This window comes from Kitasatospora viridis, assembly GCF_007829815.1.
GTDB classification, from domain to species: domain Bacteria; phylum Actinomycetota; class Actinomycetes; order Streptomycetales; family Streptomycetaceae; genus Kitasatospora; species Kitasatospora viridis.
Window position 1 is genome coordinate 207,733 of sequence record NZ_VIWT01000004.1, and the last position, 13,445, is coordinate 221,177.

The 13,445-nt window shown below is 75.6% G+C and carries 6 protein-coding genes; all 6 read right to left on the reverse strand.

Going from position 1 to position 13,445, the window contains the following annotated elements:
- Positions 1-10 precede the first annotated feature (10 nt).
- Genes FHX73_RS34635 through FHX73_RS34660 form a run of 6 tightly spaced genes read right to left on the reverse strand, consistent with a single transcriptional unit; the run spans position 11 to position 13,334 of the window.
- The gene (locus FHX73_RS34635; protein WP_145909965.1) at positions 11-3,160 is read right to left on the reverse strand and encodes a non-ribosomal peptide synthetase; all 3,150 of its coding nucleotides are present in this window, start codon (positions 3,158-3,160) and stop codon (positions 11-13) included.
- A complete protein-coding gene (gene sbnA, locus FHX73_RS34640; RefSeq protein ID WP_246214073.1) occupies positions 3,154-4,170 on the reverse strand; it encodes a 2,3-diaminopropionate biosynthesis protein SbnA in 1,017 nt (338 codons plus the stop codon). Before sbnA ends, FHX73_RS34635 begins: the two co-directional genes overlap by 7 nt.
- Positions 4,167-4,586, reverse strand: coding sequence for an aspartate 1-decarboxylase (panD, locus tag FHX73_RS34645; protein ID WP_145909966.1), 420 nt, complete (start codon positions 4,584-4,586; stop codon positions 4,167-4,169). Before panD ends, sbnA begins: the two co-directional genes overlap by 4 nt.
- Complete coding sequence (locus tag FHX73_RS34650) at positions 4,583-11,254, reverse strand: non-ribosomal peptide synthetase (RefSeq protein WP_145909967.1); 6,672 nt, start codon at positions 11,252-11,254, stop codon at positions 4,583-4,585. Before FHX73_RS34650 ends, panD begins: the two co-directional genes overlap by 4 nt.
- A complete protein-coding gene (locus FHX73_RS34655; protein WP_145909968.1) occupies positions 11,254-13,116 on the reverse strand; it encodes a non-ribosomal peptide synthetase in 1,863 nt (620 codons plus the stop codon). The genes FHX73_RS34650 and FHX73_RS34655 overlap by 1 nt, the downstream gene beginning before the upstream one ends.
- Entirely contained in the window at positions 13,113-13,334 is a 222-nt protein-coding gene (locus FHX73_RS34660; RefSeq protein WP_145909969.1) for an MbtH family protein, read from the reverse strand. Before FHX73_RS34660 ends, FHX73_RS34655 begins: the two co-directional genes overlap by 4 nt.
- Positions 13,335-13,445: the final 111 nt, after the last annotated feature.

A 13,445-nucleotide genomic window follows, 5' to 3' on the forward strand; every position in this document is an offset into this window, starting at 1 on the left:
CTTATGGCTGTCAGGCGGTCACGGTGGTGACGAACTCGGTGTACGAGTCGGTCAGTTGCTGTGCGAAGTGGTCGGTGACCAGGCCCGCGGGGTAGTGCAGCTCGCCGTCCAGCGCCGGGCCGTGCTCGCGGATCGTGACCAGGACGTCGAACGGGTGGCCGCCCTGGCCCTGGTGGTACGGCTCGGCGCGGACGCCGGGGAGGTCGATCCGGTCGGTGAGCGCGCCGAGGGTCTGGAACCCGGCCTGGGCGATCGGGTTCCGGCCGAGGTCGCGCGGCGCGTTGTGCGCGGCCACCAACTGGTCGAAGGGCACCTGCTGGTGGCGGTAGGCCGCCAGGGCCGTGGTGCGGGTCCGCCGCAGCAGCTCGCCGAACGGGTCGGCGGGCGGGACCCGCAGGCGCAGCGGCAGGGTGTTCACGAACAGGCCGATCAGGTCCTCGACTTCGGCACTGGCCCGGTTCGCGGTGAAGGTGGCCACGACCAGGTCGTCCTGGCCGGTGGCCCGGGCGAGCACGGCGCCGAAGGCGGCCAGCAGCACCATGAAGGGGGTGGCGCCGGCGGCCCGGGCGGTCCGGTGCACCCGCTCGGTGACGGCGGCGGGGAGGGTGAAGGTGGTGTGCGCGTCGAGCGGCCGCTGCTTGGCGTCCCGGGGCCGGGCGGTGGGCAGGGCCAACGCGGGGGGCGGCTGGTGGAGTTCGCGCAGGCAGTGGTCGAGGCCCTCGGCGCGGTCCGGGTCGGCGGCCGTGGCGCGCTGCCAGGCCGCGTAGTCGGCGTACTCGGTGGTCAGCGCGGGCAGTTCGGCGCCACCGCCGGTGGTCCTGGCCCGGTAGTGGGCGGACAGGTCGCGCCACAGCACGCCCATCGACCAGTCGTCGGCGACGATGTGGTGGATGACGGCCAGCAGCACGTGCTGCTCGGGCTCCAGGGTCAACAGCACCATCCGCAGCAGCGGGCCGCGGTCCAGCCGGAACGGCTGCCCGGTGAACTGCTCGATACTCGCCAGCAGTTGGCCCTCCCGCTGGTCGGGCGGGGTGGCGCTGAGGTCGACGAGCTCCAGCGGGACCCGCAGCTCCTCGTCGACCACCTGGTGCGGCACGCCACGGCTGGCCCGGAAGGTGGTGCGCAGGGTGGCGTGGCGGCGGACGCAGTCGTCGAGGGCCCCGCGCAGCGCGGGCAGGTCGAGCCGGCCGCGCAGGCGGTGGGCGTCGTGCATGACGTACTCGGTGGTGCCCGGGGAGAGCTGGTCCAGGAACCAGAGGCGCTGCTGCTCCGAGGAGAGCGGGGCCGGGCCCTCGGGGCGGGCCGGGATCAACGCCCGTGCGGCCGAAGGCTCGACGCCCGACGGCCCGGCGGCGGACCGCCCGTCCAGCAGCGCCGCGAGCTCCTCGACGGTCGGCGAGGCCACCAGGTCGGCGGGCGACAGCCGGGCGCCGGTCAGGGCGCGCAGTCGCGCGCAGATCCGCACGGCGCTGAGCGACTGGCCGCCCAGGTCGAGGAACCGGTCCCGGATCCCGACCGGGCGGACGTCCAGCACCTCCTCCCAGAGGCCGACCAGGGCGGTCTCGGTCCCGGTCCGCGCTGCCAGGTGGGGCGTCGGGAGGTCGGGGCGGTCGCCCCCGGGCGCGGGCAGGGCCTTGCGGTCGAGCTTGCCGCTGGCGGTCAGCGGCAGGGCGGGCAGCCGCACCCAGCCGGTGGGGATCAGGTAGTCCGGCAGCCGGGTGGCCAGCCAGGCCCGCAGCTCGATCAGGTCGGGGTCGCCCACCAGGTAGCCGACCAGCCGCGGCTCGCCGTCGGCGGGCCGGTGGGCGGCCACCGCGGCGGCGCGGACCAGCGGATGCTCCGTCAGGGCCGCCTCGATCTCGCCCGGTTCGATCCGCAGGCCGCGGATCTTGACCTGCTGGTCGATCCGGCCCAGGAAGGCGAGGTTGCCGTCCGTCTCCTGGCGGACCAGGTCGCCGGTCCGGTACAGCCGGGATCCGGGGGCGCCGAACGGGTCGGGGCGGAAGGCCGCCGCGGTCGCGCCCGGCCGGCCGAGGTAGCCGCGGGCGAGCTGGACGCCCGCCAGGCACAGTTCGCCGGGGGTGCCGTCCGGCACCGGCCCGCCGTCCGGATCCAGCACGTGGGTGCGGGTGTTGGCGACCGGCGTGCCGATGGTCACCGGCTCCCCCGGGTCGCACCGGACCGCCGTGACGTCCACCGAGGCCTCGGTGGGGCCGTACAGGTTGTACACCGGGCAGCCCAGCGCCTCGTGCACGGCGGCCACCAGGTCGGCGGGCAGCGCCTCGCCGCTGCAGACGATCCGGCGCAGCGCGGGCAGGGCGGTCGGGACCTCGCGCAGTTCGGCGAGGAAGGCGCGCAGCATGGACGGCACGAAGTGCACGGTGTCCACCCGCTGCTGCGCCAGGACCTCGCGCAGGTAGCCGGGGTCGCGGTGCCCGCCGGGCCGGGCGAGCACCAGGGTCGCGCCGACGGCCAGCGGTGCGAAGAACTCCCAGACCGACACGTCGAAGGTGGCGGGGGTCTTCTGCAGCACCCGCGAGTCGGCGGTCAGGCCGCAGTCGTCGCGCATCCAGAGCAGCCGGTTGACGACGCCGCGGTGCGGCACCACCACGCCCTTCGGCGCCCCGGTCGAGCCGGAGGTGAAGATGACGTAGGCGGGGTTCGCCGGGTCGGCGGCCGGTTCCGGGTCGTGGGTGGGCCGACCGGCCGGGTCGGGTCCGGCCAGCACCGGGGCGATCCCGGTGCCGTCGGCGACGCGCGCGAGCCCGGGGGCGGTCACCAGCAGGGCGGCGCCGCTGCCCGCCAGCAGGGCTCGGGTGCGCGCGACGGGGTGCTCGGGGTCGACGGGCACGTACCCGGCCCCCGACTTGAGGATGCCGAGCAGCGCGACGACCAGCTCCGCGCCGCGCTCCAGGCACACCCCGACCAGCGACTCGGGCCGGGCGCCGCGCGAGCGCAGCAGGTGCGCCAACTGGTTGGCCCGGGCGTTGAGCTGGGCGTACGTCAGTTCCGCCGGGCCGTCGACGAGCGCCACCGCGTCCGGGGTGCGGGCCGCGGTGGCCTCGAAGAGCTGGTGCACGCACAGGTCGGTGGGGTACGGGCGGACGGGCCCGGCGCTCCCACCGACCTGCGCGTGCCCGGGGGGACTCCCGGTCAGCACGGCCCCACCTCGACCTCGGGCTCCTTCCACAGGTGTCCGACGGCGCCGAAGTGCTCCTCCACCCAGCCGTCGTCGTAGATCGTGTCCAGGTAGCGCTCGCCCCGGTCGGGCAGGATCACGGCGCAGGTGGCGCCGGGCGTGATCCGGTCCCGGATGGCGTCCAGGGCGCTGATCACCGCGCCGGAGGAGCCGCCGGCCAGGATCGCCTCGCGCCCGGCCAGCCGGCGGCAGCCGACCAGGCAGTCCAGGTCGCTGACGTGCACCACCTCGTCGGCGAGGCCCGGCTGGAACAGGGCGGGCCGCACCGAGGCGCCGTGCCCGGGGATCAGGCGCCGGCCGCTGGTCGCGCCGAAGATCACGCTGCCGATCGCGTCGACGGCGATGATCCGCACGGGCAGGCCGAGCTCGCGGGCGTACTCCGAGCAGCCCCGCAGGGTGCCGCAGGAGCTGGTGGCGCAGATCAGGTAGTCGAGCCGGCCGTCCAGCCCCTCGACGATCTCGCGCATGGTCTGCCGGTGCACCAGGGCGTTCAGCGGGTTGCCGTACTGGTCGGGGCAGTACGCGAAGGGTGTGGTGGCGACCAGTTCGCGCACCCGCCGGATCCGCACCGGCAGGTACTCGCCGGTGGCCGGGTCTGCGGTGCTGACCATCTCCACCTCGGCGCCGAGCGCGCGCATCACCGCGATGCTCTGCCGGTTGGTCCTGGGGTCGACCACGCAGATCAGCCTGATGCCGAAGTAGCGGCAGACCTGGGCCAGGCCGATCGCGAGGTTGCCGGAGCTGGACTCCACGACCACGGACTTGCCCGGGACCAGTTGCCCGTCGCGGATCCGGTCGATCAGCATGCCGAGCGCGGAGCGGTCCTTGATGCTGCCGCCCGGGTTGTGCCCCTCCAGCTTGGCGAAGGTCCGGAAACGGCTGCCGGGGAAGACCTTGGTGAGTTCGACCAGCGGGGTCGCCCCGACGGCCGACAGCACACCGGCCGGGGCGCCGGGGACCGGCGGGATCACCGGGTGCCCGCGACGTCGCCGCGGGTGGTCTCGGTGCCGGGCACGGGCGCCGCCAGGTCGTCGGTGCGGCCGAGCGGCCGGTTGGCGGCGTCGACCATCAGGACCTTGGGCACCAGGGCCTTGGCCTCGGCGTCGCTGACGGTGGTGTAGCTGATGATGATGACCAGGTCGCCGGTGTGGATGAGCCGGGCGGCCGCGCCGTTGATCCCGATGATCCCGCTGCCGCGCGGGCCGGCGATCACGTAGGTCTCCAGGCGCGCCCCGTTGTCGATGTCGACGATGTGGACGAGTTCGCCTTCCAGCAGGTCGGCACCGTCCATCAGATCCTGATCGATCGTCAGCGAGCCCACGTAGTGCAGGTCGGCCTGGGTCACGGTGGCACGGTGGATCTTGGACTTGAGCATGGTGCGGGTCACGACCGGGGTCCCTTTCCGTCATGGCGGTTGTCATCGTGCGGTGCTGAGTGCGGTGCTGGGGGCTGGGCTGAGTGCGGCGCCGGGCTCGGTGCCGGGTGGTGCGCCGAGTCCGTCGCCTGGAACCGGCGGCCGGCCACCAACCGGGGCAGCTGCTGGGCCGGGCGGGCCGGGTAGTCGGGCAGGGCGGCGGCCAGCGCGGCGACCGTGGAGCGGTCGAACAGCGCCCGGACCGGTACGTCCAGGCCGGTCGCCTCGCGCAGCCGCAGGGCGATCCGGGTGGCCAGCAGGGAGTGGCCGCCGAGGTCGAAGAAGTTGTCGTGCACGCCGACCAGGTCGAGTCCGAGCACCTCGCACCAGGCGCGGGCGACCACCGTCTCCTGCTCGGTGCGCGGCGCCAGCCGGGCGCGGGCCCGGCCGGTCGGCGCGGGGACCGGGAGCCGGCCCCGGTCGACCTTGCCGCTCGGGGTGACCGGCAGGGCTTCCAGGACGACGAAGGCCGCCGGCACCATGTAGTCCGGGACGAGCCGGCCGACCAGGTCGCGCAGCGCGGCGCTGTCGGGCGGCGTGGCGCCGCGGAACGGCTCCAGGTAGGCGACGAGTTCGACCTCCCCGTCGCCGTGCGCCCCGCCGAGGACGGTCGGGTGCACCACGGCCGCGCGCACCTCGGGGCAGCCGAGCAGCACGGCCTCGATCTCGCCGGGCTCGATCCGGTGGCCGCGGATCTTCACCTGGTGGTCGATCCGGCCGAGCAGTTCGACCCGGCCGTCCGGGTGCCGGCAGCCGAGGTCGCCGGTGCGGTAGAGCCTGTCGCCCACGGCGCGGGCGTGCGGGTCGGGCACGAAGGCGCCCGCGGTGACGCCCGGTCGGTTGAGGTAGCCCCTGGCCAGGCCGGCGCCGCCGAGGCAGATCTCGCCGGGCACCCCGACCGGGACGGGCTCCAGGGCGCTGTCCAGGATGTGCAGCCGGGTGCCGGGCACCAGCGACCAGTGCTCCGGGCTGCCGTCCGGGTGCAGGCGGGTCAGCGTGGTCCACACCGTGGTCTCGGTGGGGCCGTACAGGTCGACCACCCGGGCACCGTCGGCGGCGATCCGCCGGGCCAGCTCGGTGGGCAGCCGCTCGCCGCCGCTCAGCACCACCAGCCCGGCGGGGGCGGTCCAGCCGCAGTCCAGCAGCAGCCGCAGGGTGACCGGGGTGGCCTGCACGATCGAGGGTTCGACCGCGGCGAGCAGGGCGGCCATCCGCAGCGGGTCCCTGGTCTCCTCCGCGGTGGCCAGCGCCACCGGCGCGCCGACCAGCAGCGGCAGGTAGAGCTCCAGCACCGAGGGGTCGAAGGAGACCGTGGTCAGCGCGGCCACCGCCACCCCGGGGCGCAGTCCGGGGAGCTCGACGAGCCCGGTGAGGAAGTCGGCGAGGCCGGCGCGAGTGATCATCACGCCCTTGGGGCGGCCGGTGGAGCCGGAGGTGTAGATGACGTAGGCGAGCGCGTCCGGGTCCGGGATCGGTGCGTCGAAGGTCCCGGGGTGCGCGGCGATCAGCTCGCGGTCGGCGTCGAGCAGCACGGTGGCGCGGCCGGTGCCGGCCGCCGGGAGGCCGTCGAGCCGCTCCCGCAGCGCGGTCTGACTGATGATCACCGAGGCGTCGGTGTCGGTCAGCACGAACTCGTTGCGCTGGGCCGGGTGCTCCGGGTCGAGCGGCACGTAGGCGGCGCCCGCGCTGAGCACGGCCAGCAGGGCGACGAGCAGGTCCGGTCCGCGCTCCAGGAAGACCGCGGCCGTGCTGCCCGGCCCGAGCCCGAGCGCGCGCAGGTGGCCGGCCAGCCGGGCGACCCGCTCGGCCAACTGACGGTACGTCAGCTGGCCGCCCGCGCAGAGCACGGCCGGGGCGTCGGGGGTGCGGCCGGCCTGCTCCTCGAACAGGGCGACCAGGTCCCGGGCGGGGGGCAGCGGCTGCGCCGGCCAGCCGGTCAGCGCGGCGTGCCGGTCCGGCTCGGGGAGCACGCTGCGGCGCGGGTCGGCGTGCGGGTCGGCGGCGATGCCGGCCAGCACGTGGCGGTAGGTGCGGGCCAGCAGGTCGAGTTCGGCGCGGCCGATCCGCTCGGCGGAGGCCTCCAGCAGGAGGCCGCCCTGGATGCTGGAGACCGAGAGGCCGAACTCGTTGGGGGTGCGGTCCCCCGGCGCCCCCAGGTCCTCCGGGTGGTTCTCCCCGCCGTCGGGGACCGGCAGGTCCGTGTGGTTGAAGAAGACGTCGACCAGCGGCACGCCCTGCCCCCAGGCCCGCTGCATGGCGGCCAGCGGGTAGTGCCGGTGCGGCCACAGGGCGATCTCCTCGGCGAACACCGCGCGGGCCAGCTCGGTCCAGCTCGGGGCGTCCAGGGCGAGGGCGAAGGGCACGGTGTTGAGGAACATGCCGCACGCCCGGTCACCGTCGACCGTCTCCGGCCGGACGTTGCAGACCAGCCCGGAGGTGAAGGCGACGGGGCTGCCGGTGCTGCCGCTGATCAGGCCGAGCACCGCGAGGTGCGCGGCCAGCAGGACGCTCTTCAGCGGCACTCCCGCCTCGCCCGCCACCGCCCGCAGTCCGGGCAGCAGGTCGCGGAAGTCGACCGCGGCCACCCCGTCGTCACCGGACCGCTCCGGCTTTCCGGCCCAGGCCTGCGGGAGCGTCAACCGGGCGAACCGGCCGACCCGTTCGTGCCAGAACTCCTGGTCGGCCGCGCTGGCCAGCGCCTGCTTCTCCAGCGCGACGGCGTCGGCGAAGCGGGTGGTGGGCGGGGCGGCCGGGGCCGGGTCGCGGCCGCCCCGGAGTGCCCGGTAGTGGTCGAGCAGCTCGGTGGCCAGCGCGGTCTGGCTCCAGCCGTCCAGGATGGCGTGGCAGTGGCTGACCGACAACTGCCACTGCTCGTCGTCCAGTTGGTAGGCGGCCAGGCGCAGCAGCGCGGGTTCGGCCAGGTCGAACGGGGCGAGCCGGTCGCGGGTCAGGCCCGCCGCCAGCTCGGCCCGCCGCCGCTCGGGCGCCAGCCCGCGCAGGTCGTGCTGGGTGATCTCGATCGAGGCCGCGGGGTGCACCAGTTGCAGGGGCTCGGAGTACGCGGACACCTCGATGGAGGTGCGCAGGATCTCGTGGCGCTCCGTCAGGAGTGCTGCGGCGGCGTGCAGGGCGGTCGGCGAGAACCCGCCGTCGTCGCGGACCGGGAGGTCGAGGTTGTTCAGGTAGGCGCCGCGGTCGGCGCCGGCGAGCATCTCGTAGACCATGCCCGCCTGGGAGAGCGAGAGCGGGTAGGCGTCGACGGTCCCCGCCGGGAGGCGCTCCCGGTCGGCGTCGGCGAGCAGCGCGAAGGGCGCCGTCGCGGTGACCGCTTGGACCGCCGTGGCGGCGCCGCCGCGCAGGGCGAGGGCCTCGGCGAGGCGGGCGACCGTCTGGTGCCGGAAGACGTCCTGGACGGTGACGTCCAGCCCGCCCCGGCGCAGCCGGCCGACCGCGCCGATGGCGCGGATGGAGTCGCCGCCGAGCTCGAAGAAGTTGTCGTGCACGCCGATCCGGGCCGCCTCGGTCTTCAGCGCCTCGGCCCAGCTGCGGGCGATCAGGTGCTGGGTCGGGGTGCTCGGCGGGGTGTGGCCGACGGTCGCGGCGCCCTCCGGGGCCGGGGCCGCGGTCAGGTCCGGGGCCGGCAGGGCCTTGCGGTCGGCCTTGCCGCTGAGGGTGAGCGGGATCGCGTCCAGGGCGAGGTAGTGGGTGGGCACCATGTGGGCGGGCAGCAGCCCCGCGAGGTGGGCGCGCAGCTGCGCGGGCGCCGGGGCTCCGCCGTCGGCGGCCACGGTGTAGGCGACGAGCCGCTGCTCCCCGCCCGCCTGGTGGACGATCACCAGCGCCTCGCCGACCCCGGGGTGGCCGCGCAGGGCGGTCTCGATCTCGCCGAGTTCGATCCGGTGCCCGTGCAGCTTGACCTGGTGGTCGGTGCGGCCGTGGTAGGTGAGGGTGCCGTCGGGGCCGAGGTGGACCAGGTCGCCGGTGAGGTAGCGGCGGGTGCCGGGGTGCCGGGCGTCCGGGTCGGGCACGAAGCGCTCGGCGGTCAGGCCCGGCCGGCCCAGGTAGCCGCGGGCCAGCTGCACGCCGGCCAGGGCGAGTTGACCGGGCCGGCGCGGCGGCACCGGGTCGAGGTCGGGGTCGAGCACGTGGACCCGGGTGTTGGCGATCGGCCGCCCGAGGGTGACGGGCCGGCCGGGCGGGCAGGCGGTGGCCGTGACCTCGACGGAGGCCTCGGTGGGGCCGTACAGGTTGTGCAGTTCGGCGTGCCGGGTGGCCGGGTGCCGGTGGAAGGCCTCGGCGAGGTCGTCGGGGAGGGCCTCCCCGCTGCACAGCACCCGGCGCAGGGCCGGGAGTTCGGTGTCGGCGGGCAGCGCGTCGAGGAAGGCGCGCAGCATCGCGGGCACGAAGTGCGTGGTGGTGATCCGCTCGCCGGCGATGGTCGCGGCGAGGTAGTCGGGGTCGCGGTGCCCCTCCGGCCGGGCGACGACCAGGGTGGCGCCGGTGGTCAGCGGCCAGAACAGCTCCCAGACGGAGACGTCGAAGCTGTAGGGGGTCTTGTGCAGCACCCGGTCGCCGGCGTCGATCCGGTAGGTGTCCTGGCCCCAGCGCAGCCGGTTGGCGATCCCCCGGTGGGTGCCGATCACGCCCTTGGGCCGACCGGTCGAGCCGGAGGTGTAGATGACGTAGGCGGCGTTGTCCGGGTCCAGCCGCGCGGGTGCCGGCGGCGGGCCGTCCGGCTGCGGCAGCCGGTCGACCAGCAGGGTGTGCCCGTCGTGCGGGGGCAGGGTGGCGGCCAGCGCGGCGGTGGTGAGCACGGCGGGCGTGCCGGAGTCGGTGATCGTGTGGGCCAGGCGCTGGGCCGGGTAGTCCGGGTCCAGCGGCAGGTAGGCGCCGCCGGCCTTCAGCACGCCCAGCAGTGCGACCGGCAGTTCCGTGCCGCGGCGCAGGCAGACGCCGACGACCGTCTCCGGGCCCACGCCCACGGCCCGCAGCGCGCGGGCGACCCGGTCGGCCTCCGCGTCCAGCCGGGCGTACGTCAGCTCCTGGCCCTCGAAGCGCACCGCGACCGCGTCCGGGGTGCGGCGGGCCTGCTGCTCGACCATGGTGTGCAGCAGGTCGTCGCCGGGGTACTCGACGGCGGTGTCGTTGACGCCCGCCAGCAGCTCCCGCTCGGCCGCCGAGGCCGACGGGATCTGATGGACCCTCAGCTTCGGTTCCTCGCACACCACGTCGAGCAGTGCGACGAAGGACTCGGCCAGCGCCGCCATCCGCTCCGGGTCGAACAGCGCGGTGGCGTACTCCAGTACGCCGTGCAGCGAGCCGTCGGCGTGCTCGGCCAGCTGCACCGTCAGGTCGAACTTGGAGCCCTGCCACGCTGCTTCGAGCTCGGTGGCGCGCAGGCCCGCGCCGCCGAACTCGGCGCTCTCGGTGTTGTTCAGCGCGATCATGGCCTGGAAGAGCGGGTTGCGGGACAGGTCCCGCTGCGGCGCCAGCTCGTCCACCAGGCGCTCGAACGGCACGTCCTGGTGCGCGAAGGCGTCCAGCGCGCTCTCCCGCACCCGGTCGAGGACGGTCAGGAAGCTCGGGTCGCCGGACAGGTCGGTGCGCATCACCAGGGTGTTGACGAAGAAGCCGAGCAGGCCCCGCGTCTCGGCCCTGGACCGGCCGGCCACCGGGGTGCCCACCGCGATGTCGGTCGAGCCGGTCCGCCCGGCCAGCAGCACCTGGAACGCGGCCAGCAGCACCATGAACGGCGTCGCGCCGCGCGAGCGCCCCAACTCGGCCAGCGCGCGCACGGTCCGCGGCGCCACCTGGAGCGGCACAGTGGCGCCGGCCGGGTCGAAGACCGCCGGGCGCGGCCGGTCGGTGGGCAGGGTGGTCGGCGTCGCGCCCGCCAGCCGCTCGCGCCAGTAGGCGAGTTGCCGGTCGACCGGCCCGGTGAGCGCACCGCGCTGCCAGGCGGCGAAGTCGGCGTACTGCACCGGCAGCGGCGGCAGCGGGTTCGCCCGGCCGTCCGCGAACGCCGAGTAGATCGCCCCGAGTTCGCGGGACAGCACGCCGATCGACCAGCCGTCGAAGGCGATGTGGTGCAGCGTCAGCAGCAGCGCGTGGTGCTGCTCGGCGAGCCGCACCAGCCGCGCCCGCAGCGGCCACTGCCGGTCGAGCTCGAACGGCTCGTCGGCCTGGGCCCGCATCAGCTCGGCGAGCAGGACGGCCCGTTCACCGCTCGGCAGGGCGCCGAGATCCAGCTGGTCGAAGTCCGGCGGGCCGGGCGGGTCCACCAGCTGGACGGGCTCGTCGTCCGCCGCCAGGTAGCGGGTGCGCAGCACCTCGTGCCGTGCGACCAGCTCGGCCAGCGCCCGGCGCAGGGCGGTGGCGTCCAGCGGGCCGCGCAGCTCCCAGCCGAGCGGCACCAGGTACTCGGCGGTGCCGGGGCGCAGTTGCTCCAGCGTCCAGATCCGCTGCTGGGCGAAGGAGAGCGGCAGCGGCCGGTCGCGCGGCGCCGGGCTGATCGCCCCGGTGCCGCGCGCGCGGCCGGTGGCGCCGCCCAGCAGGCTGTCCAGCAGCGCCTGCCGCTGGTCCGCGCCACTGGGCTGGTCCGCGGGGTCGGCCGGCGCGGGCCGGTTCGGGGGCAGGCTCATCACTCACGCACCTGCGACAACATCGACTCCACCTCGGTATCGGACAGTTGGGCCACGTGCTCGGTGATCGCGCGGTGCACCTCGACGGCGAGCAGCGCGACGGTCGGGGCGTCGAACACGGCGCGCACCGGCAGGTCCACGGGGTACCGCTCGGCCAGCAGCGCGACCACCTGGGTGGCGAGCAGCGAGTGGCCGCCCAGCGTGAAGAAGTCGTCGTCCGCGCCGATCGGGTCGACCCCGAGCAGCTCGGTCCAGACCTCGGCGACGGCCCGTTCCAGCGGCGAGTGCGGCTGCGGCCCCGCGCCGCCGGTGGTGGTCGGCGCGGGCAGGGCCGCGCGGTCCACCTTGCCGTTCGGGGTGAGCGGCAGTTCGTCGAGCGTCACCCAGGCGGTCGGGACCAGGTGTTCCGGCAGCCGCTCGCGCAGGTACTCCCGCAGCCGCGCGCCGTCGGGCGCCGCTCCGGCACCGGGCACGACGTAGCCCACCAGCTGCTTGTCGCCGGCCGCCGTCGGGCGCACCGCGACGGCGGCCGCGCCGACCTCGGGGTGGTTGCCGAGGGCCGCCTCGACCTCGCCGGGCTCCACCCGGTGGCCGAGGATCTTGACCTGCTGGTCACGGCGACCCAGGAACTGCAGCAGGCCGTCGTCCTGACGCCTGACCAGGTCGCCGGTGCGGTAGAGCCGGGCCCCGGGCACCGGGGCGGACGGGTCGGGCACGAAGCGCTCCGCCGTCAGCGCGGGCCGCCCGAGGTAGCCGCGCCCGACCCCGGGGCCGCCGACCAGCAGCTCGCCCGGCGTGCCGGCGGGGACGGGGCGGTCCTCCTCGTCCACCACGTGGGTGGTGGTGCGGGTGATGGCGGTGCCGATCGGGATGCTGCCGCCGGTCTCGGCGAGCGTGATGCCGCGCCGGACGCAGCTGAAGGTCGTGCACTCGGTGGGCCCGTAGGCGTTGCTGACCTCGACGCCGAGCTCCAGCAGGGTGCGCACCTCGGCGGGCGGCGCCACGTCTCCGGCGACCAGCACGTGCCGCACCCCGGCCAGCGCCTGCGGCCGGGTGCGGACCACGTGCTGGAACAGCCCGCTGGTCAGCATCAGTTGGGTGACGCCGTGCCGCCGCACCGCCTGCTCGATCGCCGCCGCGCTCGGCACGGGCTGCGGGAGCACGGCCAGGGTGGCCCCGTTGGTCAGCGCGCCCCACAGCTCGTAGGTCGAGGCGTCGAAGGAGAGCGAGGCGAGCATCAGCACCACCTGCTCGCGGTCGAGGTCGGCGTAGTCGACCTCGTGGACCAGCCGCAGCACGTTGCGGTGGGTGATGCCGACGCCCTTGGGCCGGCCGGTGGAGCCGGAGGTGTACATCAGGTAGGCGAGGTCGTCGGGGTGGGTGGCCACCGCCGGCGCCGTGCTCGGCTGCCCGGCGGCGACCGGCAGGCCCTTCGCCATCTCCACGGCCCGCAGGCCCGGCACGGCGTCGAACCGGTGCGCGAACTCCGGCTGGACCAGCAGGATCCGGGCCCCGGAGTCGGCGGCCATCAAGGTCAGCCGCTCGGCCGGGTACTCCGGGTCCAGCGGCACGTAGTGGCCGCCCGCCTTGAGCACCGCGAGCAGGGCCACCACCACCTCGGTGTCCCGGCGCGCGCAGACCGCCACCGGGCTGCCCGGGCCGATCCCGTGGCCGCGCAGCAGGTGGGCCAGCCGGTTGGCCCCGGCGTCCAGTTCGGCGTAGGTCAGCCGCTGGTCGTCGCACTCCAGCGCGACGGCGTGCGGCGCGGCGGCCGCGCGGTCGGCGAACCGCTGGTGCACCGATGTGTCGGGCAGCGGCTCCCAGCCGGGTCCGGCGGCCGCGTGGTCAGCCGCGGCGCTCATCCGGAGTGGCTCGCCTGCTCCATGCGGCGGCGCAGGCTGAGCGGACGCATGTCCGTCCACACCGCGTCGATGTGGTCCAGGCAGGCCTGCTTGGGGCCCTCGAAGCCCTCGCGGTACCAGCCGAGCGGCAGTTCCCGGTCGGCGAGCCAGATCGAGTACTGCTCCTCGTCGTTGCGGACCACGCAGTAGGTGCGCTCGTCGGTGTTGTCGTCGGCCATGCCGCTGTCCTCCCGCAGTGCTCGACCGGCCCTGGGCGGCCGGCGCTGTCGGAGGAAGCGTGCCGCGGCCCGGTGCGGGCGCCACAGAGAAGAACCGACAGCGGAGCGCGC

Coding starts and splice junctions, on each gene's coding strand:
- FHX73_RS34650 (WP_145909967.1), bottom strand. CDS start 11,254: ATGAGCCTGCCCCCGAACCGGCCCGCGCCGGCCGACCCCGCGGACCAG.
- FHX73_RS34655 (WP_145909968.1), bottom strand. CDS start 13,116: ATGAGCGCCGCGGCTGACCACGCGGCCGCCGGACCCGGCTGGGAGCCG.
- FHX73_RS34660 (WP_145909969.1), bottom strand. CDS start 13,334: ATGGCCGACGACAACACCGACGAGCGCACCTACTGCGTGGTCCGCAAC.